The sequence below is a fragment of the Paenibacillus taichungensis genome (assembly GCF_013359905.1).
GTDB classification, from domain to species: domain Bacteria; phylum Bacillota; class Bacilli; order Paenibacillales; family Paenibacillaceae; genus Paenibacillus; species Paenibacillus taichungensis.
The window spans coordinates 385,343-408,498 of the sequence record NZ_JABMCC010000115.1 but is presented as its reverse complement, the minus strand read 5'-3'; the positions used below and the strand labels follow the sequence as shown (position 1 = coordinate 408,498).

The 23,156-nt window shown below is 44.6% G+C and carries 17 protein-coding genes; 6 read left to right on the top strand and 11 right to left on the bottom strand.

Annotation, left to right across the window (positions count from 1 at the left end; genetic code table 11):
- The first annotated feature begins 84 nt into the window (after positions 1-84).
- The 3 genes from HP548_RS21090 to HP548_RS21080 all read left to right on the top strand — a co-directional run bounded on the left by HP548_RS21090 (position 85) and on the right by HP548_RS21080 (position 3,998).
- Positions 85-1,872 carry a glycoside hydrolase family 36 protein gene (locus HP548_RS21090; RefSeq protein ID WP_175382733.1) on the top strand — a complete coding sequence of 596 codons (1,788 nt, stop codon included), beginning with the start codon at positions 85-87 and terminating at the stop codon, positions 1,870-1,872.
- A gap of 234 nt (positions 1,873-2,106) precedes the next feature.
- Positions 2,107-2,592, top strand: a complete 486-nt coding sequence (locus HP548_RS34140) for a CcdC protein domain-containing protein (protein ID WP_175382732.1) — start codon at positions 2,107-2,109, stop codon at positions 2,590-2,592.
- Positions 2,593-2,816: 224 nt separating this feature from the next.
- Complete coding sequence (locus HP548_RS21080) at positions 2,817-3,998, top strand: multidrug effflux MFS transporter (RefSeq protein ID WP_175382731.1); 1,182 nt, start codon at positions 2,817-2,819, stop codon at positions 3,996-3,998.
- A gap of 161 nt (positions 3,999-4,159) precedes the next feature.
- On the opposite strand, the gene HP548_RS21075 is transcribed toward HP548_RS21080, so the two are convergent.
- The gene (locus tag HP548_RS21075) at positions 4,160-5,329 is read right to left on the bottom strand and encodes an MFS transporter (RefSeq protein ID WP_076288409.1); all 1,170 of its coding nucleotides are present in this window, start codon (positions 5,327-5,329) and stop codon (positions 4,160-4,162) included.
- A 91-nt stretch (positions 5,330-5,420) separates the two neighbouring features.
- Positions 5,421-6,011, bottom strand: a complete 591-nt coding sequence (locus tag HP548_RS21070) for a TetR family transcriptional regulator (protein WP_175382730.1) — start codon at positions 6,009-6,011, stop codon at positions 5,421-5,423.
- Positions 6,012-6,156: 145 nt separating this feature from the next.
- Here HP548_RS21070 and HP548_RS21065 point away from each other — a divergent pair, with 145 nt between their 5' ends.
- Entirely contained in the window at positions 6,157-6,813 is a 657-nt protein-coding gene (locus tag HP548_RS21065; protein ID WP_099854330.1) for an NADPH-dependent F420 reductase, read from the top strand.
- Positions 6,814-6,887: 74 nt separating this feature from the next.
- On the opposite strand, the gene HP548_RS21060 is transcribed toward HP548_RS21065, so the two are convergent.
- Entirely contained in the window at positions 6,888-7,766 is an 879-nt protein-coding gene (locus HP548_RS21060) for a helix-turn-helix domain-containing protein (protein WP_175382729.1), read from the bottom strand.
- Positions 7,767-7,901: 135 nt separating this feature from the next.
- On the opposite strand from HP548_RS21060, the gene HP548_RS21055 reads away from it, so the two are divergent.
- Entirely contained in the window at positions 7,902-9,881 is a 1,980-nt protein-coding gene (locus HP548_RS21055; protein ID WP_175382728.1) for an alpha-amylase family protein, read from the top strand.
- Between the two features lie 112 nt (positions 9,882-9,993).
- On the opposite strand, the gene HP548_RS21050 is transcribed toward HP548_RS21055, so the two are convergent.
- The 4 genes from HP548_RS21050 to HP548_RS21035 all read right to left on the bottom strand — a co-directional run bounded on the left by HP548_RS21050 (position 9,994) and on the right by HP548_RS21035 (position 13,762).
- The gene (locus HP548_RS21050; RefSeq protein ID WP_175382727.1) at positions 9,994-11,052 is read right to left on the bottom strand and encodes a threonine aldolase family protein; all 1,059 of its coding nucleotides are present in this window, start codon (positions 11,050-11,052) and stop codon (positions 9,994-9,996) included.
- Positions 11,049-11,483 carry a MarR family winged helix-turn-helix transcriptional regulator gene (locus tag HP548_RS21045; RefSeq protein ID WP_231952523.1) on the bottom strand — a complete coding sequence of 145 codons (435 nt, stop codon included), beginning with the start codon at positions 11,481-11,483 and terminating at the stop codon, positions 11,049-11,051. The genes HP548_RS21050 and HP548_RS21045 overlap by 4 nt, the downstream gene beginning before the upstream one ends.
- Positions 11,484-11,672: 189 nt before the next feature.
- Positions 11,673-13,391, bottom strand: coding sequence for an ABC transporter ATP-binding protein (locus HP548_RS21040; protein ID WP_076288403.1), 1,719 nt, complete (start codon positions 13,389-13,391; stop codon positions 11,673-11,675).
- 2 nt (positions 13,392-13,393) lie between these two features.
- Positions 13,394-13,762: a hypothetical protein gene (locus tag HP548_RS21035; RefSeq protein WP_099854339.1), complete on the bottom strand. Its 369-nt coding sequence runs from the start codon at positions 13,760-13,762 to the stop codon at positions 13,394-13,396.
- Positions 13,763-13,959: 197 nt separating this feature from the next.
- On the opposite strand from HP548_RS21035, the gene HP548_RS21030 reads away from it, so the two are divergent.
- Positions 13,960-16,059, top strand: coding sequence for a serine hydrolase domain-containing protein (locus HP548_RS21030; RefSeq protein WP_175382726.1), 2,100 nt, complete (start codon positions 13,960-13,962; stop codon positions 16,057-16,059).
- 103 nt (positions 16,060-16,162) lie between these two features.
- Here the strand turns inward: HP548_RS21030 and HP548_RS21025 are convergent, their stop codons facing one another.
- The 4 genes from HP548_RS21025 to HP548_RS21010 all read right to left on the bottom strand — a co-directional run bounded on the left by HP548_RS21025 (position 16,163) and on the right by HP548_RS21010 (position 23,072).
- Positions 16,163-17,104, bottom strand: a complete 942-nt coding sequence (locus HP548_RS21025) for an alpha/beta hydrolase (protein ID WP_175382725.1) — start codon at positions 17,102-17,104, stop codon at positions 16,163-16,165.
- A gap of 57 nt (positions 17,105-17,161) precedes the next feature.
- Positions 17,162-19,285 (bottom strand): serine hydrolase domain-containing protein, encoded by a 2,124-nt coding sequence (locus HP548_RS21020; protein ID WP_175382724.1) that lies wholly within the window; start codon positions 19,283-19,285, stop codon positions 17,162-17,164.
- 218 nt (positions 19,286-19,503) lie between these two features.
- Positions 19,504-21,594, bottom strand: a complete 2,091-nt coding sequence (locus HP548_RS21015; protein ID WP_175382723.1) for a serine hydrolase domain-containing protein — start codon at positions 21,592-21,594, stop codon at positions 19,504-19,506.
- Positions 21,595-21,617: 23 nt separating this feature from the next.
- The gene (locus HP548_RS21010) at positions 21,618-23,072 is read right to left on the bottom strand and encodes an alpha/beta hydrolase family protein (protein ID WP_175382722.1); all 1,455 of its coding nucleotides are present in this window, start codon (positions 23,070-23,072) and stop codon (positions 21,618-21,620) included.
- Positions 23,073-23,156 lie beyond the last annotated feature (84 nt).

Genomic DNA, 23,156 nt, shown 5'->3' with positions numbered 1-23,156 from the left:
TTTGTTTACTAAACTTTTTGTAAACATTATACTCTAAACAAGGTATCGTTAGTCCAATATCTATTTATACAAGCAGGAGGTATTATGAAAACTTTAATCAACTACGATTGTCCCACTGTAATTATTAACGGCAACAACACCTTGTTTGAAAGCTTTACCCACGTCGAAACCATTACGGAGAACCTTTTTCTGGTCCATATCCGGCTAACTGCTGCGAAAAAAGAACAGCCGCCAGTTTGCCGCATCGAGTGGTCTACTCCCGCCATAGACATCCACTCTTTATGGCATCCGGGAACAGACCGCAATAAAGCCCTTCAAGTGGATTGGGGTGATGGTTTTCAGTCCAAAAGCACTTCTCTCGCGCCTGTGGCCTCTCTATATAATCTAGAGGGGCGAAATCGAATGACCTTCGCTTTTACTGATGCATTGAACAACGTGTCGATAAAAGCCGGTATTCATGAAGAGGATTCCACCTTCCTGTGCTCTGTTACCCTGTTTGAAGAAGCGATGCCAAAACTCGATCATTACGAAGCAACGCTTCGAATCGATCGTAGGGATATCCCCTTCTATAAGGCGCTTGAAGATGTAACCACGTGGTGGGAAGGCCTTCCAGGCTATGAACCCGCCGCAGTTCCTGATGTGGCCCTCCGACCCATGTACTCCACGTGGTATTCCTATCATCAGAAACTAACCGCTGCCGAATTGGAGGAACAATGCAGACTTGCTAAGGAGCTTGGCTGTGACACCATTATCGTTGATGATGGCTGGCAGACGGACGACAACAACCGGGGTTATGCGTATACCGGAGACTGGGAAGTCTATGCGGGCAAGATTCCGGACATGAAAGCTCATGTGGATACCGTACATCGGCTAGGTATGAAATATATGTTATGGTACTCCGTGCCATTTGTAGGGAAGCGCAGCAAGGTATGGAGCAAGTTCGAGAATAAACTATTGCGGGTAGATGAGAAGCTGAATGCGGGAGTGCTGGACCCCCGGTATCCGGATGTACGGGAATACCTGATCAATACCTATGAACAGGCCGTATTCGGATGGGATATCGACGGTCTGAAGCTGGATTTCGTGGATAGCTTCAGGCTGAGCCCAGATCAGAAGGAGGGAACAGCGAAAGGACGGGATCATGAATCAGTGCCTGAAGCGGTGGACCGACTGCTCTCCGATGTTATGGAGCGACTGAGAGCCATTAAGCCGGATATTCTCATCGAATTCCGCCAAACGTACATCGGCCCGTTAATGCGAAAATACGGCAACATGTTCCGGGCCAACGATTGCCCGAACGACTCTATCCAAAATCGCATCCGTACGCTCGACCTGCGACTATTGTCGGGGAATACAGCCGTCCATTCCGACATGATTATGTTTAACCCTAAAGAATCGGTCGAAAGCGCAGCCATGCAGCTGATCAACGTTCTCTTCTCCGTGCCTCAAATCTCTGTTCGTCTCGATGAGATTGGAGAAACGTACACTGGAATGATCCGCTTTTGGCTCTCCTTCTGTAAGGAGAACAGTGACATTCTGCTGAAAGGTAAGTTAGTTCCGGAACAACCCGAGCTACTTTACCCACTTGTCAGTGCTCAAAGAGCAGGTACGAAAATTGTCGCTGTTTACGCTAATATTGTTGTCCCAATGGACGCTACCTATGACCGATTCATTGTAGCCAACGGCACTTATAACGAACAAGTAGTTGTGCGTTGCCACCATCAGGGTCGTTACGATCTAACTGTAAAAAATTGCTGCGGTCAAGTTGTTCTACTTCGTCAAATTGAGCTTCAGGACGGTTTGCACGAGCTGCCCATCGCAAGAGCTGGTCTAGTAATTTTACAGCGTATAGATGATTCAGGAGAGATATGAGCAGATCATTCAATAGCAGACAGATGCCTTCCGAGGTCATAGCCATGTCACATAGACAATAAAAAAAGATTTTTGAAGCGGCGACTTTTTCCCGGAATTCAATTGGGGAGAGGTCGCCCTATTTGTTTTGGGAAGATGACAAAAGTCACCTTAAACGAATTACTTTGTACACTGATATAAATTTTAAATATCCTCGATACTTAGGTTACACAAAAAACAGACGAGGTGCTTACCATGAATCCAATATCTTTAACAATCTCATTATTAATTGTCGTACTTATTTTGAGGGGCGTTATCCAGGGCAGCAAGAAACCATTGCACGAATCTGGGCGGAAATTATTAATTCCGATCCTTTATATCTCTACTTCTTTGTTTGAATTGTTCGACCCTACGTTGGTGCTTACATCTGGCAGAATGATCAGTTCAATTGTTATAGGTGCAATTCTTTCAATCCCATTAATTCTGGTGACGCAATTCGAGCGAAAATCGGATGGCAATATGTATTATAAAAGAAACGTATCTCTTTATGTTTTAATTATTGTTATCTTCTCGATGCGATTTTTTGACTTCTTGTTCATCTCAGGGATTGATCCCAAAACTCTTGGATTCCTGAATAATGTAGTCGCCTTATCCTATATCGCCATTTGGCGAATAGCTAGCTTCATTAAATTTCATAATTCCAAATCAAGTACGTTCAGAGCTTGGGACAAAACCGCTTAATCGTACGATTAGCCAGAGCTGGTTGACTTGCCATATCAAGCATGTTAACCTAGGCCGAGTATTAGCAATGATTGTCAAACCCTCCTACTCTTATAATGATGAAAGGTAATTCAACAAATGATGATTTATAGTCGTCTCGCCATCATGATGCCCCCCTTTCCCTAGCTAGGCTCATATTCTTGTTGTCATAACAGAGTATAAGCTTGTAGGAGGGCTAATATATAATGAAGAAATATGCAGTACCATCTTTGCTGTTAATGATTGTTCTTATCGCTTTTCCACAAATCAGTGAGACCATCTACACTCCATCGCTGCCAGATATCGCAGCAGCACTTGGTGTATCTAATAGTTCCGTACAATTCACATTAAGCATCTATTTTATAGGATTTGCCTTGGGCGTCTTCTGCTGGGGCTGGCTGTCCGACTTGATTGGTCGTAGACCTGCAATGCTGGGCGGTCTCATCGTATATGGGATCGGAAGCTTGATGTGCTTTTATTCGGAATCGATTCAATTGCTTCTCATTGGCCGTTTCGTACAGGCTTTCGGTGCCGCAACTGGCTCGATTATCACCCAAACCATGCTTCGAGAAAGTGTATCGGGAGATCGAAGACATGCGATGTTTGCCCAAATCTCTGCTGTCATTGCATTTACGCCGGCAGTTGGGCCACTTATTGGTGGTTGGATTGATCAGGCCCTTGGCTTCAGATGGGTATTCTTGGCGTTAGTACTAATGAGCGTTTTGTTGTTCATATATGCTTTTCTTAAACTGCCGGAGACAACGAACGTTCTTTTACGATCCAAAGTCACTATACTTCCGGTTGTTAAAAAGATGCTCGCTATGCCGCGCGTAATGGTGTTTGGCGTATTGATCGGAGGTATTAACGGAGTTTTATTTAGTTATTATGCCGAAGCTCCCTTCATCTTCATAGAACACTTTGATCTGTCGCCTGGCGTTTATGGTTTTCTGGGCATTATTGTGGCCTTGGCCTCAGTGGTCGGAGCAATGATCTCAAAACGATTATTGACCGTTTACACACCGGAAAAGATCATTCGTCTGGGTTGTCTGGTCATGACCAGCGGTGCTCTGCTCCTGACCCTTGGAAGCAGCTTGTCTATGCTGCCCAATCTTTTGCAGATCATCTGCATGTTAACTGCCATGTTTGTTCTGTTGATTGGCGCAGGTATTGCTCTGCCCAATTGTCTAAGTCTTGCGCTTGTTCATTTTCAAGATGTAATTGGCACAGCAGGTGCTATATTCAGCTTAGGCTACTACTTACTGGTAAGTCTTACGACATGGGGAATGGGTGCTCTGCATAACGGCTCATTGCTGATGATGCCTTTATATTTTCTAATCATTAGCGGCGTAATGTGGTTGCTTGGCAAAAGATTTATCTCAGAAGAATAATCTATTAGGATAATTCATTAGGATCATAAATAATACGAAGAAATGTCACGGGGCACATTTCAAAAAAATAGAAGCAGTCCAGTACTTTATCGTATCTGGGCTGCTTTTATTCGTATTGTTGAACACGATGTTTTGAAAGACTACCCACAATCAAACACTTTTTAATGTTTTATATCCATATCTACAACCTTAACTTTGAAGATTCCTCGCATATACGGAAGCAGTGAAATTACACCCACCAAAGCCAACACAACCCCGACCCAGATCGGTGCAACCAGACCATAACCGGCACTAATAGCCAAGCCTCCAACAGAAGACCCTACCACTACACCAAAGGTGACGATTGCGGTGTGAACGGTGTTCACCATCAGACCACTTCCTCCCGTACGTATCACTCGCGCGACCATAGGCGGGTTCATTGGAACCCCGGCCAACCCGATGATGATTACGGCAGGAATAACCACGGCAGCTGTATGTACGCCAATGGCGAATGTCAGAAGACCAAACGTCAAGAGAACAAGCCCTATCGTTAGAATCAGCATAGTGTATCGGTCCGCCAGTCGACCAGTAATGAGATTACCAGCAACCGTAGCAGCTCCATACACAACAAACAATAGTGGCACCGCGGACGTTGAAAAGCCCGTCAGCTCTGTAAAAATTGGAGCAAAGTAGCTGAATGCTGCAAATGTGGCTCCTATAATAAGAAAACTTGTCAGGTAAGCCGCCCAGAGCTTGCGATTGCGAAAAGATTTCATTTCATGACGCAAACTTGTGGGCTCCGGTCTGGATAATACGGGGATCAACCGCAATGCAGTTACTCCTGACAGTAGAACAAGAATAGCGACCGCCCAAAAACTGAAACGCCAGCCATAAGCATCGGCCACCCACGTTGCAGCAGGTGTACCCAGAACCGTAGCAATCATAAGACCCCCGAAGATTATCGACACCGCCCGTCCCCGCTGGTTTTCCTCCACGAGCGAAGCAGAGATCGAGATTGATACGCCAAAAGCAGCTGAGGAAGCAACACCTGCTATGATGCGTGAGGCCATCATAACCTCATAGCTACCTGCGATCGCGCCAAGCAACTGTCCAGCGAGAAACAGTCCGGTTAGCATAATGAACGCTTTTTTCCTAGGCATATTCAGCAGAGCAGCGGTTAGTAAGGGACCTCCTACGACCATCCCCGCTGAAAAGGCTGTAATCAAATATCCTACTTGCGAGACAGATACTCCAAACTCTCCCGCAAGTGTATTCATCATTCCAGCTACCATAAATTCTGAGGTAGTCATGCAAAAAATAGCCAAGCTAAGCACATAGATTGCCAATGGCATCTTCAATTCCCCTTTTCATATGAGTTATAAAATCACACTATTGTAATGATCGGTACAAAACTAATGCAAAAAAAAGTGCCGGATTACCCGGCTAGTAAATAGCTGCCAATGTACCTTCTACAATACTTTTTGCCAGATCACGGTTCTGTGAAGAGCTGTTAAGCACGCGGAGTCCGTAATAGCTGCTTAGAAACAGGCTTGCCAGTTCTTTGGCTGGTCTCCCTGAAGTAATCTCTCCTGTCTGTGCACCCTGCTCCATCAGATCACAAAGTGCATCCTCCAAAAATCCGATATGACGTGTTACCACTTTCTCAACCATAGGATCAACCCGTGCCCGTTCCATTGCTGCATTAATTAGGAGACAGCCTCTTCGCCCCGATTCCGAAAAATCCTCCTGTATACCCCACTCCAGCAGGCCGCGTAATCTTTCTTTCAACGGTAAGGAGCTCTGTAAAATCTCGCTTTGCTCCCGTATCCCTTCCTCATGATAACGCTGGAGTACCTTTTCGTATAAATCATGTTTGCTGCCAAACGCATTATATAAACTGCCCTTCCCGAGACCGGTCTGTTTACATAGATCCTCAGTAGAGCATCCTTCGTATCCGTTCAACCAAAAGGCATCCATGGCTGCGTCAATCACAGCCGTATCCTTAAATTCTCGTGGTCTTCCACCTTTGGTCACTGCATTCCCTCCCTTCTCAACGAAATAATAAATCTTAGTATAGGTAATTTGTAACGTTCAGTCAAGAAGTTGTTTACAGCTTCATTGTTCTCTGTTACAGTAAAAATGTCATACCATATTAAATCGGGAAAGGAAGTCGGAATAAATGAAAATCGCAATTATTGGAACCGGAAATATCGGTGGTAATCTCACCCGTCGTCTCACCAAACTTGGTCATGATGTCTCGATTGCTAACTCACGTGGTCCTCATACCTTGACGGAACTGGCTGAAGAGACAGGCGCAAAACCACTTGAAGTAACGGAAGTCGCCCATGGAGCCGAGCTGGTCATTGTAACGATTCCACAAAAGAATATTCCGGATCTCCCTGATGGTATCTTAGACCACATTGCACCTGGTGCTGCCATTATTGACACCGGGAACTATTACCCCCGTCAGCGTGACGGCTTGATTGCCGAGATCGAAGGTGGCTTACCTGAAAGCCGATGGGTTGAGCAATACTTGAAACATCCTGTTAACAAAGCCTTTAATGGGATTTCCGCTATAAATCTGCTTGAACGTGGACTGCCTGCCGGTTCACCCGATCGACTTGCTCTCCCTGTAGCTGGTGATGATCCTGATACAAAGAAAATTGTACTTCAACTTGTCGAGGAGCTGGGATTTGACGCCATAGACGCCGGCGGATTGGACGAATCCTGGCGCCAACAGCCGGGGACTCCCAGTTACCAGGAGCATGGAGCGGATAGTCTTCGGCAGGCCTTATCGAATGCTAGTCCTGTACGAAGCGAGGACTTTAAAGCTTAAGCATTTGAAATTCTGGGACATTGAATACGTCATCATCCACCGCCCTTTCGGGCGGTTTTTTTGTTTGATCATGTCTATTCCATGAAATACAACTGATGCTTCTTGCGGTACTCTCCAGGCGTGAGGGAAGTTTGACGCTTGAATAACCGTGTAAAATAGTTATGGTCCTGCAGTCCACACAACTCGCCGATACGCTTCAGCGGAAGCTCCGAATGTGCCAATAACCGCTTGGCCTTCTCCATTTGCAGGTGATGCCTGTATTGCAGCGGGCTCATCCCCGTATACTGCTTCAGGCAGCGAGCCAGGTAATCAAAATGATAAAGCAGATCACGCTCCATCTGTCCGGAATCAAACGGCTGCTCAAGGTGTTGACCAAGATAAGTTGCCACCTTCTCGCTTAGAAAATAGGAGCGTGCCTGCGGGCTGTTCTGTCTCATTCCCTTCTGTAATTGCAGCAGGAATTGGCCCAACAGAACATGAAGCTCGAAGGAACGCTGACGGGTGAGTACATGGTGCAGCTCAAGCATTTCTTTAAGTATCGGCTCCAAGTTACGTAGATCCACCGCGGCGAATTTGGGAATTTCAATGACTCCTGGGGGAGCCTCAATATCCTGGTCTGTTTGTTGAAGCAAAGGCTGCTCCCAAGTCGTCTTTTCTTTCAAAATCATCTTTTGCACAGAGGGAAGCTGGAAATGAATCCAGTATACTTCCGTCTGCACATCCGTTGGTCTATAGCCACGGTGGTCTTTGCCAGGTTCAAGAACCAGCATCATACCTTCCGCAATCTCGTAACGGAGGCCATCTTCCTCCATGTACAGCGCTCCTTTGGCGCAAATAATAAGATCGAACACATCAAAGCTACGCTGGGCATGCTGCATCCCCGGCTGCCATTCGGTGTGCCCAATGGCTGCTAATAGCGGAAACGGCGGAACTTGAAGTTCAAGTACAAACATAAGATCCCTCCTTTGTTCAAAATGTAGATAATGTGCTATATATAGTCGTGATTGTCAGCTGTATCGAAGCTGATGATCGATTAGAGTGGTAGATATAATATGATTTTATCATTTAATGACTAGGGGGAAGCAAGCATGAAATTTCGTCAGGTTCATCTCGATTTTCATACGTCAGAAGCCATTGAAGGCATTGGCCGTGATTTTTCGAAGCAGCAATTTCAGGGGATGCTCAAAACCGGGCATGTCGATTCCATCACCATATTCTCCAAGTGCCATCATGGCTGGGCCTATCATCCGACTACCGCCAATCAAATGCATCCACATCTGAATTTCGATCTTCTGGGTGCCCAGATTGAGGCTGCTCATGAGATAGGTGTGAAGACTCCGGTCTATCTCTCCGCTGGCCTGGATGAGCGACTCGCCCGCAAACATCCACAATGGCTCATCCGCAATCAGCAGGAGCAGATCAGTTGGACAGCCGACTTCATGACGCCAGGCTATCATCAATTTTGCATGAACACCCCTTATCTTGACGTTCTCACCCTACAGGTAGAGGAAGTCGTAAAGAAATATGATGTGGACGGCATCTTCCTCGATATCGTTGGTGTTCGGGAATGTTATTGTCAATATTGTGTTGCCGAGATTCGCTCACAGGGCTCCGATCCACGAAACATTCAAGATATGAAAAAACTGTGGGAACAGACGTATGCTCGTTATGCTAATCGAATGAATGAGACTGTGCATGCAGTGAAACCCGGACTACCAGTGTTCCACAACAGCAGTCACGTCGACCGTGGGCGGCGGGATCTCGCTCATGTGAATACCCATTTGGAATTGGAATCGCTACCAACGGGTGGCTGGGGGTACGACCACTTCCCGCTCTCTGCACGTTATGCGCAGACATTGGGCATGGATTTCCTCGGCATGACCGGAAAATTCCATACCTCCTGGGGCGAATTCGGCGGATACAAGCACCCCAACGCGCTGCGCTATGAAACTGCACTGAGCATTGCGAACGGGGCACGCTGCTCCATTGGAGATCAGCTGCATCCGGGCGGTCAGATGGATCATGCCACGTATTCGTTGATCGGGGAAGCTTACCGTGAGGTAGAAGCGAAGGAAGAATGGTGTCGAGATACTACCGCTATGGCTGATATCGCATTGCTGTCAGTGGAGGCAGCCTTATGGGAAACCGGAGTCGATCCTCATAACCAGCACATGCACCACCACGATACCGGCGCTGTAAGAGTTTTGCTGGAAGGCCACTATCTCTTCGATGTAGTAGATCTGCAGGCTGATCTATCCAAATATAAAGTTGTTATTTTGCCGGATGCCATTAGCATTACAGAGTCAATCAAAACCAAACTGACAGCATTTCTTGCCGGGGGCGGCAAAATTCTCGCCACTGGCCGTTCCGGACTCTCACCGGATGGTACGGGCTTTGAATTCGATTTGGGTGTAGAATATCAGGATGTTTCCCCATTCCGTCCCTCCTATTTCCGTCCGAATTTCGAGCTTCCTTCGCTGCGTACAGCCTCTTTCGTCATGTACACCGAAGGACAGAACACAGTGCCCACGACAGACGGCATCGTACTTGGCAGTAAGGAAAATTCATATTTTAACCGTGACTTGTTCACGTTCTGCTCTCACCAGCATACCCCTTCTGATCTGCAGGAATCGGGAACTGGCATGGCTGAAGGTCAGGATGGAATCTATATCGCGTGGAATGTTTTTGAAGATTATGCGACGAAGGGGAGTTTGGCTGTCAAGGAAATCATCTGTTACGCGTTGGACCGTTTACTGAGTAACAACAAGTCGCTGATAACCAACCTACCTGCCCAAGGGGTTACCACGCTGCAGATTCAGAAGAACTCGAACCGTTGGGTGAATCATCTACTGTATGCCTCTCCAGTACGTAGAGGACAAGGTGTGGAAGTTATCGAGGATATCCCTCCACTTATCAATACAGAGGTGACGGTTGCGGCTGCCGAACAAGTACAAGATGTGTATCTGGCGCCACAGAACCTTAGTCTCTCATTCAGTCAGGTGAATGGCCTTGTGACCTACACGATACCGGAGTGGTCCTGTCATCAAATGGTCGTGATTCAATTTTAGAAGTACATTCATGGAACATTTAGCAGTAAACAAAAAAAGAAGTCGCCATTAACATGGCGACTTCTTCTTTGGCGTTTTACTCCGCCGATGTACTATCTTTAGGGATTAGTGATTACACACAAGCTTTCAATTTGTTCAGAGCATGGGAAATATCACGAATCAGTGAGTCCACATTTTCCCGCTGGGTTGCCCAACTGGTACAAAAACGAACGACGCTGTGTGTATCGGACACCTTTTCCCAGAATGTGAACGAGTAACGGCTGCGTAAATCCTGAAGCAGATCATCTGGCAGAATCGGAAATTGCTGATTGGTTGGTGAATCATATAGGAAAGTAATACCTTGCTCCACAAGCGAATCATGAATCAACATGGCCATGTCCACCGCATGCTGGGAAATTTCAAGATACAGACCATCTTCAAACAGCGTTTCAAACTGAATGCCCAGCAATCTTCCTTTGGCAAGCAGGCCGCCTTTTTGTTTGATCATATAACGAAAATCTGGCTTAAGCTTGTCATTCAGGATGACTACCGCTTCTCCCATCAATGCTCCGATCTTGGTTCCGCCAATATAGAATACATCACATAGGCGGGCGAGATCAGCGAGAGTCATATCACAATTTCGGGAAGCAAGAGCATACCCAAGACGTGCCCCATCAATAAAGAACGGGAGACCACACTGCCGGCTCACATCAAACAATGCTTGCAGCTCTGCCTTGCTGTACATTGTACCGTTCTCAGTAGGCTGGGATATGTAAACCATTCCGGGCTGGACACAATGTTCAGGTGCTGCATCATTCCAATGGGCATCATAGACGGCTTTGACCTGATCTGACGTGATCTTCCCATCTTCGCTCGGTACCGTGATCACTTTGTGACCTGTGGCTTCAATCGCTCCCGTCTCATGGACCGCGATGTGGCCCGAAGTCGCTGCAATCACGCCTTGGTACGGACGCAAAATGGAGGCGATAACCGTTGTATTGGTCTGTGTACCCCCAACCAAAAAATGCACATCTGCCTTTTCATTTTCACAAGCTTGTCGAATAAGGCTTCTCGCCCGATCACAATGGGCATCTTTACCGTAACCGCTCGTTTGTTCCATGTTCGTTGAAATCAGTCTTTGCAAAATGCGCTCATGCGCGCCTTCGTTGTAATCACATTCGAATCGTATCATCGTCTTGTCTCTCCTGCTCTTTTGTTCAACTTATCCTGAATATTCATCATTGAAGCGTAAACTTCTCTGATCTCTTCCTCATCCAAACCTTGCATTAACTTCACAATCTGCTGATCTGAACGTTCATTCAACTCACCGTAAAGCTCCTGCCCTTTTTCAGTCAGGCGAATCAAACTAACCCGGCTGTCAGCAGCTGAATCCACTTTCATCAGCAGCCCTTCTCTGGTCAGTTTACTTACAATTCGGCTCATGTAGCTGCGATCAATGGTCAGTGTATCCACCAGATTGTTCGCAATGCTCTCCCCTTGAATGCCAATTTCAATAATGACCCTTGCTTCAGCGAAGGAGTATCCCGTTCCCAGGATATGCTTATCGAGTACACCGAGTATATTGGTATAAAAACGGTTAAAACGCCGCATTTCAGTCAACATATCTGCATTTATTTGCTGAGAGTCGATGTGAAACCCTCCCTTTTAGTGGACATTGTCAACATTATATTAATCAGTTTAGTGGACGTTGTCAACAATATAATATCGATGAGCTTTATAGTTCAAATGAATGCCACTTTATTGAAAAACAAAAAAACAAACCGAGCAAATGCACGGTTTGTTTTTTGGCTATTAGGAATGGCTGTATTGCACCTGATGAAGTCTGCTGTATATGCCTCCGGCAGCGACCAGTTCCTCATGGTTCCCCTGCTCAGCGATGCCATCCGCGTTGACTACAAGGATGCGATCTGCATTCTTGATGGTTGTCAGTCGGTGTGCAATAACAAGTGTTGTTCTACCCACTGACAGTTCCGCCAAGGACTTCTGGATTAATGCTTCAGTTTCGGTATCCAGAGCGGACGTTGCTTCGTCCAGGATGAGAATCGGTGGATTTTTCAGGAACATACGAGCAATGGACAAACGCTGTTTTTGACCTCCGGAAAGTTTGACACCACGTTCACCAATGATCGTATCAATCCCTTCTGGCAAAGTAAGAAGCAACTCTTCCAAAGAGGCACGACGGGCTGCATCCCAGATTTGTTCGTCTGTAGCCGTTAAATCGCCATAAGCGATATTTTCCTTAATTGTGCCTGAGAAAAGAAATACATCCTGTTGAACAATACCGATATGTCTGCGCAATGATTCCAGCTGAACCTCACGAATATCAACTCCATCAACGGTGATCCGACCTTCCTCTACTTCATAGAATCGTGGAAGCAGACTGCAAATGGTCGTTTTACCTGCACCCGAAGGACCCACAAATGCAACGGTTTCCCCTGGATTGATGGACAAACTGATATTATTCAGAATACGTCGATTTTCCTCATAACCGAATGAGACATTTTCGAAGCGAATATCTCCACGGACGCTTTTTAGCTCAACGGCATTTTTCGCATCGGCGATTTCCGGCTCAGTATCAATGATTTCCAGATAACGCTTGAATCCTGCAATGCCCTTAGGATAACTTTCGATTACGGCGTTAATTTTCTCAATCGGACGGAAGAAGATGTTGGATAACAACAGGAATGCCATGAAATCACCCATATCAATTCTGCCATCGATAAAGAACCAGGCACCGCTAATCATAACGAACACAGTAACCAGACGCATCATCATGTAGCTGACCGATATACTCTTCGCCATCGTTTTGTAAGCAAGCAGCTTTGTTTTACGGAAGTTCTCGTTGTCTACGGAAAATAGTTTTTTCTCATGCTCTTCGTTAGCGAATGATTGAACGACACGAATTCCGCCTACGTTGTCTTCAATACGGGAATTGAAATTCCCCACATCGCCGAAGAGGCGCCGATAGGTCTTCGTCATACGCCCACCGAACACGATAATGACCCAGGCCATGATAGGAATAATGACAAAGGTGATCAGTGCAAGCTCTAAATTAATGTTCGCCATGAGCCAGAAAGATCCGATTAATGTCATCACTGCGATGAAAACATCCTCTGGTCCATGGTGAGCCACCTCGCCAATATCGTTAAGGTCATTCGTAAGATGACCGATCAGATGACCCGTTTTACGATTATCGAAAAACCGGAAGGATAACTTTTGCAAATGAGCAAACATCTTCGAACGCATGTTGGTCTCAATGTTAATGCCAAGCATATGTCCCCAGTAGGTCACGACATAATTCAAGACGGTATTCAGCGCATAGATCGACAGCAATACAATACATGCGAGGATAATGAGTGGCCAATCTTGACCAGGCAGCAACTCATTAATGAACTTGCTTACAGCAAGTGGAAATGCCAGCTCTAGTAAACCAGCTATTACGGCACAACCAAAATCAATTAAAAACAGTTTTTTGTAAGGACGATAATACGAGAAAAAACGACGAACCATTCTTATTCACTCTCCAGATCCTGATTAGGGCTTTCTTCTTCATTTTGTAATTCAAAAAGTTGGATGTATTCATCAATGACCTGATCAATCGCTTTCAACTCACCACTGATCATCTGATGTATATTACGGAACTCCTCCTGACCAAGCTGTCTAGCCAACGTAGCTCTTCGATTCTGCATTTGTTCCAAAAAGACTAGAATTCTTCCACGACGAAACGTTTGTGCCCCATTACCCCGTTTTCCGTGATGTTCTCCATGCCCTCTCCCACGTCTTGAACGTTCACCTTGTTGCTCATCTTCCCCACGACCGCGTCTGGACCGCTCTCCATGGCGATCAGGTTGTTCGTTCACATTTATATGTCTTTCTCTCATTTGTGAAGCACCTCCATTTTCGTATACATTTGTATACGAATTGTTTATGTATACGATTGTATACGCAAGGGATTTTTCTGTCAACCCGTATTTTTCCATTTTATTCTGGGCCAATTCATATTCAGTTCACCGTCCTAGAGTACACTAGCTTACGTACCACCACAGAGATCCCCAATCCACAGATAAGACAGGAGAAGATGAGATTGACACTGAAAAAACGAACTTCATTCGCCGCCGTAACCCTGGTGTTAACCATGTTAGCCCCAATGACTGCTCTCGCCACACCGGCAACCAGTAACAGTAGTAACCTTACGTATGATATGACCCAAAAAGCGGTGATGGAGAAGGCCAAGCTCCTTACCGAAACATATGGTACAACAAGTGTGCAGTACGCACTCATGGATGAGGGAGAGATCGTGATCTCCGGACAGGTAGGCAAAAACGACCCAGAGGGCCGTATCCCCCTTTCTTCTAATACAATGTACGGCATCGGTTCAACCAGTAAAATGGTGCTCACAGGCGCTGTGATGAAGCTGGTTGACGAAGACAAGATCGATCTGGATGTGCCGGTTGTGAACTATATCCCTGACTTTAATATGAAAGATAACCGTTACAAACAGATCACACCTCGTATGTTGCTGAATCATTCATCCGGGATTCTTGGAACCTCAAGCGGTAGTGCCATACTGTATGGGGACAATGATACCTATGCACATGATACATTTTTGGATCAATTGGCCGAGCAAAATTTGAAGGCAGATCCGGGAGCCTACTCGGTGTATAGTAACGATAGCTTTACGTTAGCTGAAATTCTGGTCGAAAAGGTTAGTGGCATGAGCTTTAGCCATTTCATCCAACAGAATTTCACCGAACCCTTGGGTATGAGCCATACCAAAACACCGCAGGATCTGGTTGATCCTGACCAAATGGCGGTAACTTATTCGCAGCTGAATAAGGAACAACTTCCACTAGAGAACACGAATATGATTGGCTCTGGAGGCATTTACTCTACTGCAGAAGACCTGGTCAAATTTTCGCAAATCTTTACGGGAGAGGTCACAGGTATTCTTTCCAGTGAGTCAGCAGAAGCCATGACGCAGGAAGAATACAAAAGTGGCCTGTGGCCAGAGGACAGCGATTCATCTATTTCGTACGGGTTAGGTTGGGATAGTGTGAACTTGTTCCCATTTAGCGAATACGGCATCAAGGCAGTTACCAAAGGCGGGAATACGATTGCCTATCATTCGTCATTAATTGTGCTTCCGGAATACAATATGGCTGCAGCCGTTACTTCCTCAGGTGGGTCAAGCACGACCGACCAATTGATTGCGAGCGAACTGTTGCTTAGCGCACTTGAGGAAAAGGATATTATTGAAGGACGGAAGCCGGAAAAATCATTTGGCGCCCCTGTAAAAACAACCATGCCGAAGGAACTAACGCAGTATGCTGGCATTTATGGGGCTGTTGGCAGCTCGTTATTGAAGTTGGAAGTGAATGATGAAGGACAGCTGACGATGTCCCAGCTATTGTCGCCGAACAGTACCGAACAAAAGTATACGTATACTGAAGATGGCTCTTTCGTGAACGAGCAAGGTACAGAAAAGTTGAAATTCGCCCAAGGAGATAACGGGAATACATACTTGTGGTCCCGTTCGTATCAGTCTGTGCCAGGGCTTGGACAGATCGCCTCCTCGGAATACAAGGCAGAAAAGCTCGAAACCAATACATTACCCGAAGATGTAACAGCCGCTTGGCAGAAGCGTGAAGGCAACATTTATTACCTGGTGAATGAAAAATACACCTCAACGGTATATGACAGTGCAACGCCGATTATCCCTATTCATATGTTCGATGAAGCACCAGGGTATGTGTATACCAATAAAATTATTGATGCAAATTCGGCTGTGAACCAACTGCAAATTCCAGGCTTGGCTGGGCGTGATACGATGGAGTATAAGTTCTTTGAGAAAGACGGCGTGGAATACGTCTCAGCAGGAGGAAAGGTCTACGTCAGTCAAGAACTTGTGAGACCACTCTATTCAGGGAAACAATCGAAGACAACGATTCAAACAAACGGTTATGCGACATGGTACTCGATACCGGCAGCAGCCGCAGGTAAAGTGATGACAGTGAAGATGCCTTCGAAAGGCGCTTTCACTGTATATGACCAGACAGGTATCAGTACGAATCATACCGTAGTTAGTGGCGAGAATGAAGTTACCTTACCTGAAAACGGTACGATTGTATTTGCTGGTGAAGCTGGTTCAAGGTTCGAAATTTCGTTAACAAATCAATAATAATGAGCATGGAAAATACGCCCGTTCCCCGGTGTTCTACTGGGGAACGGGCGTTTCATTCTTTCTGAAATCAATTCTGAAAGGTACTACGTTTATTCTAAGTTTATTTTACTTCGTTCATAAACTTCCTGAAGTTTTCGGTTATTTCTTTGGACCGGGTATGGTGTAAATAATGTCCACCTTCGAATGTCATCACTTTACCATGTACTGAATTTTTGACTTGCTCTTCATGCAAAGGTATCCAACCTTCCGTTTCGGTATCATTCGCTTGTAAAAAGAAAATGACAGGCAGATCTCTAGGGAAGCTCAAGTTTTCAGCAGCTTTGAAATTGGGACCAAAATTTTCGCCTTCATTTAAATTATTCGGATTAAACGTATTTTTGAGTGAGAGCATTCTAATCTGTTCTCTGGTTTCATCATCAACATCGGGTGCAATCAGTTGATCAGGGGCCAGTTTCATTAACAATCGGTAGAATCCTGATTTTTTAAGCAGTTTGTACGTTTCGGTTGGAAATGGATCATCGTTACCTCCCTGTGTTGGAACGCTGCTTTCAATCCCGACGAAGGCAGTTACTTCGTTTGCATATTTGTTCACATAGTCCAGTCCATAAATTCCTGAAATAGAGTGACCCATGAGCGTGTAACGATGAATATTAAGCTGCTGTAACGCTTCATGAATTTCACTAACCATATTTTCCGTGGTACGCTCTTTTTCAGTTATGTCACTTAATCCATATCCGAAAGGCTCAATGACAACGACTTTGTAAAATGGGGATAACTCATCGATGAGCGGTTTAAAATCGAGAGCTGGGGCAGGTGTTCCGTACCCCGGAAGCAATACCACGGTTTCTTCACCTTTTCCTTTGATCAACACATTCATGTTTTTCCCGTCAACCGCTACGGACTGACCATAGGCTTTTATTTTCCCTTCCTCCGATTTGTTGCTAATTACATTTACAATAAAAACAGTGGCAATAAATAATGCAAAAGCGATAACTATGGCACCGAATATTTTGAGCAAAATGATAAATATTTTTTTCATCATGATGGTTCTCTCCTGTTGAGTTCGTTTATTGTACAGCCATTTGAAACTCCATTCATTTTACTTCTTTAATGAAATTTCAAATCGGGAGCCAACCTCACCTGCAAATACAATACGACCGTTTTCTGGTAAGACAACTTCATTCTTACCGCTGACCCCGGTGTAATTAATACAAATTCCCGTCTGGTCGTATACGGCAAAGGCGCTATTTGCGGGTATTTTCACCGTCATGACTTTTCCTTTCGCAGTCGCTGGTACAGAGAACCATTTAGCATATCCATCTGCTTGAATGGTTGTTGCGGATTGTTTACCCGGATAGATGGGTTTTACAAGTTCCTCACTGGCGTATACATAACCCGAAGCTGTAAGATACTCTCCTCCGTTCTTTTGGGAGAAATGAATGTCCATCGTATCACGTCCGGCAGTACCCGGAATTTGCAAAGGATTGGCTGCTTCGTTAGCTCCAATAATCTTATTATTGGACATATACCCTGGATTCTCTTTATTCATATGAATAGGCAGGATCGATGAAGCATTGAGATAGACCATTGATGTGTATTTCTCATTCACCAGATAATATTTTTTACCATCGCGCTTTGCCCATGCGGCGTTAATCTCCTTTGATAATTTATTGGCTTCCAGCTTCTCCGCATTATATTCTGAGAAAGCCAGCTGTCCGAGTCCTGGAACGGTTATATAAGACCGTGACCACAAGTAGGTATTCCCATTTTTCTCGACAACGAATTTCAACTTATCTGTACCTTCGTTGTTAACAAAAGTACCATCTGCTGTATATGTGTATTCTTGAGCCGGATTACTCGGAGCTGTAAGTGAAGATACCGTCATTTGTCCAGCCGTATTGATGTTGATCTTCGTAACAGAATTATTGCCACCATACATACCTGCAAACTTGGAGATTTCCTTAGGCATATCGGCCTTCACGGGTACGCCAAATGTTTTTTCCGGCTTCCGTTCTTTAATAACGCCCTTTTCCTCAAGTGCGCTGAGTAATAATTCATTGGCAATGAAATGATTGGTTAAGCTTGACCCGCCTGAGGAGATAACGGCTGCAGCCATGTTGTATTCCGGGAGTACCACTAATGAGGACTGATAAGATAACGTATCTCCACCTTTCATAACGGCCTTAATGCCGTATTCGTTGAATGGGAACAAGTTCACACTATCCCAACCTAACCCGTAAGACATAAGCGTATCGCTATCCTCTGGCCACATGCCTCTTTTATACTCTTCTTGCGCCATAGCTTCTACAGACTTACTGGAAAGAATGCCTTCGACCTGTCTCGTGAAGATTTGTGAAAATTTGACTAGATCTTCAGCGGTGGAATACAGACCTCCAGTAGCAATGATATTATAATTCTCTTTTGGAAGTTGTCCCTCATAAAATGGGGAATAGATTGCCGCCATTTCTGCCGGGTTAACCACATCCTGTGGTGTTTTCGTATGTTTCATATCCAAAGGCTCCGTGAAAAACTTGTGTATGAATGCGGTATAATCGAAGCCGCTAACTCTTTCGACCAGAATCTCGGCTAACGTAAAACCATCGTTGCTGTAGACTGAGTATGCGCCGGGTTCTGCTTTCAGGTTTTGACCTGCCAATTGCTCCAGAAACGTATCATGTGAATACGTGTCATTATCTCCGTACAAGGTGGCATTGCTGAATGAGCTGCCCAGTAGACCGGAAGAATGATTCAGCAACATACGGGGTGTGATCTGTTTGTATCGGTTATCTTTCATTTTAAAATCGGGGATATAGTTCACAACCGGCACATCCAAATCGATCTTGCCTTCGTCAACCAGCTTCATTACAGCGGCTGCAAGCATCATTTTGCTGGTTGAACCAATACCATAGATCGTGTTCGAAGTAAGACGTACCTTGTCGTTTATATCGTTCTTGCCCGTTTGACCGGACACCACAATCTCTCCACCATCGATGAGCGCATATTGCAGACTCGTCGTACCGTAAGTCTCAGTCAGCAATTTGGCTTTTTCAATCACGGTTTTCTTCGTTGTCTCATACTTTAGGGTGCTGTTGTTATTCGTGGTAGCCGGTGCGGCCATTGTTGATAGTGGGGCTAACATGGTTAACACTAGAGTTAAAGCTGCAATTGAGGTTCGTTTTTTGACTGTTCTCTTGACCACGTTCATTTTCTCTTGTTGTATCATCCGCATCTTCTCCTGTCAGTCTCTTCATTAGAGTATCTTGCTTTGGTGCTAAAATAAGCTTAACCAATATAAATGTACTGCTCGTGACATCTATATGAACCGAGTATGAACAGGCAAAAAAATTTGAGTACATAATGATATACGATCCCTGATCCTTCCTTTTTTCGTCATAAAAATATCCCCTTTAAGTGTCTACTTAAAGGGGATAAAGATTTCGTCTATTTCAATGAAATTTCAAATTTGGAATCAACGTCGCCTGCAAATACAATGCGGCCGTTTTCTGGTAACACAACCTCATTCTTACCGCTGACCACGGTGTGGTTAATGCAAATACCCGTCTGGTCATATACTGCAAAGGCTCCATTTGCAGGCATCTTAACCGTCATAACTTTTCCTTTCACAGTTGCTGGTACCGAAAACCATTTGGCATATCCATCTGCTTGAATGGTTGTTGCGGATTGTTTACCCGAATAGAGTGGTTGTACAATTTCCTCACTGGCGAATACGCTACCTACGGCTGTAATGTACTCCACTCCGTTCTTTTTAGAGAAATAGATTTCCTTTGTATCACGACCAGCCATGCCAGGGATTTGCAGCGCAGTGACTGCTTCGTTTGCTCCAATAATCTTAATATTAGACATATACCCTGGGGTCTCTTTATCCGCATGAATCGGGAGAATTGGTGACGAATGGAGATAAACCGTTGATGTATATTTCTGATTTACCACGTAATATCTTTTACCTTCACGCTTCTGCCAAGCGGCTGTTACATCTTCGGGTAATGTATTGGCTTCTAGCTTCTCCGCTGTATATTCTGAGAAAGCCAACTGCCCAAGACCCGGTAAGGATATATATGATCGAGACCACAGATACGTACTTCCGTTCTTCTCCGTAACAAATTTCAACTTTTCTGTGCCTTCATCGTTAACAAAAGTACCATCTGATGTATAAGTATACTTTTGAGCTGAATCACTCGGAGCAGCGAGTGTGGATACAGTCAGTTGTCCAGCATGATTCATTTCGATCTTCTTAACCGAATTATTGCCGCCATACATACCTGCATACGTGGATATCTCTTTAGGTATATCTGCCTTCACGGGTACCCCAAATGACTTTTCTGGCTTCCGTTCTGTAATGATACCCTTTTCCTCAAGTGCACTGAGTAATAATTCACTCGCAATGAACTGATCTTTGGCACTTGTCCCACCTGAAGAGGTAACGGCTGCAGCCAGATTGTATTCCGGCAGTACGATTAATGATGAGTGATACGATATCGTATCTCCACCTTTCGTTACTGCTTTGATGCCGTATTCACTGAATGGGAACAAATTCACACTATCCCATCCTAACCCGTAAGATATAGACGTATCGCTATCCTCCGGCCACATGCCTCTTTTGTATTCTTCTTGCGCCATAGCTTCTACAGACTTATTGGAAAGAATGCCTTCCACCTCGCCCGTGAAGATCTGTGAAAATTTCACAAGATCTTCAGCGGTAGAGTAAATGCCACCAGTAGCGATGATATTATAATTCTCTTGTGGAAGCTGGCCTTCATATAAAGGAGAATAGATTCCCGCCATTTCTGCTGGCTCAACCACATCCTGTGGTGTTTTGGTATGATTCATGTCCAGAGGCTCTGTAATATACTTGTGTATAAAAGCAGTAAAGCCCATGCCACTAACTCTTTCGACTAGAATCTCCGCTAATGTAAAACCATCGTTACAATATACGGAGTATTCTCCTGGATCGGCTTTTAGAGTCTGTGTCGCCAATTGATCCAGAAAAGTGTCATGTGAATAGGTATCATTATCTCCGTACAAGGTGGCATTGCTGCCGGAGCTGCCCAACAGACCGGAAGAATGATTTAACAGCATGCGTGGTGTGATTTGTTTGTAGCGATTATCTTTCATTTTAAAGTCAGGGATATAGTTCACAACAGGCTTATCCAAATCAATCTTGCCTTCGTCAACCAGCTTCATTACAGCCGCTGTAAGCACCATTTTACTGGTTGAACCAATGCCATAGATCGTGTTCGAAGTAAGAGGCACCTTGTTATTGATATCGTTCTTGCCCGTTTGACCGGACACCACAATCTCTCCAGCATCGATTAATGCATATTGCACACTGGTCGTACCGTACGTCTCAGTAAGGATCTTCGCTTTCTCCGCTACTATTTTCCTGGTTGGTTCATACGTCAGATCGCTGTTGTTACTCGTAGCTGGTGCGGCCATGACTGACATTGGAGCTAACATCATTAACACCAGAGTTAAGGCGGTGATTGAAGTTCGTTTTCCCGTTTGTCGTCCCATTCACATCATCTCCTGAGTTTAAATTAGAGTTCTTTCGGATCTACAAATTTCACCTCTGGATACAAGTCGCTCGGCCCCTGAATTAGAGTTCCGCCCGTTCCTTTCAATTGCTTATTAAAGAAATCAAGTACATATTGATTTACGATGTTCGACCCTCTTTTACCATTGATGTCTCCTGTAATTCCGGACAGTTTAATCAGCTCCGAATAGAATTGAAGATCCGTGAAATTGAAGTGCTGGGTTCCTTCTATATAAATCACATTCCCCCCCTGATTGATAACCGTTTTCATAATGTGCAGCTCATCTGAAAGAAACTTAGTTACTTCGTCATCCGAATTTCTATCACTTTCAAAATTGGCTAACCAGTCTTCAAAATTTCCCGATCTGATAAACATAAACGGCTTGTTTATATCATCTCTATCTTCTACTTCATTCAGTGACCCATCCATATTAACCCCGGCCTTGATTCGTTGATCTAAATACGTTGCATTAAACGCCGTTGCACCCCCAAAAGAATGTCCCATCGCGCCTATGTTATTTAAATCGATCTTCCCTTTAAATTGGCTTTCAATTACACCTGAATTTAGCTTTTCGATTTGATCGATAACAAACTCAACGTCTTTTGTCCATATATCCCCAACTTCACTGCGGTCATCTATGGTTGTCATTTTTGTTGTATAGCCCGTTACACGGCCATCCGGAAAAAGGGTAGCAAAGGTGCTGTACGTATGATCGATTGTGACCACGATAAAACCATGACTGGCCAGATTCTCGGCCTGTGATGCTTGTAGAACTCTACTGGTTCCCATACCATGAGATAGCAGTACCACGGGATAAGGACTTGTGGAAGGTAATATTTCTACATTTTCATAAGAGTTGGTTTGACTATACTTCAAGTAGTCGAGCAAAAATTCGGGCAGTTTTAAAGAAGCAGAGAAGCTCTTAATATACGTTTTGAACATTTCTTTATCATTTGGAAACAGCGTGTCACGCTTGTTGTTATTCATGTTCTCAGTAGGATACCAGAATTGGACCATTAACTCCCTCTTGTCGCTTTGATCTTCAGTTAAGACTTCAGCTCTATTCTGGTCTGTAAAATGAAACGTTTGAGTACCCACTTTCTCTGGACCATCCGGCTTCGGCAAATTAAAAACAGGTAGGTATACAGACAAGGCAGTAGAAACAACCAGCAGAATGACGATTAGGGAAGATAAACTATATTTCAAGAACTTCCCTATTTTTAGATTCACCATCTTTTCGGAATGTCTGAATAAAACGATGAGTATGAATAGCGCCGTCATGATATATACCAAAAGCAACTGCCATCTGTATCCCTCAACAAATAATTGAACTAATAATATAACGCTACTTCCTATACCCAAACCCAAGCCTATTTTCTTGGCACTTCTTTTAATAAACAATAGATCTACCAGTAAAGCGAAACAGGATAAAACTAAAAGTATTTCAAATAATCTCATTTGAATCCTCTCTTTCATCACGGACATCATCCGAATTGGATTTACTAACTATGGAAAAACCGCCCCGCAGGACGGTTTTCATAT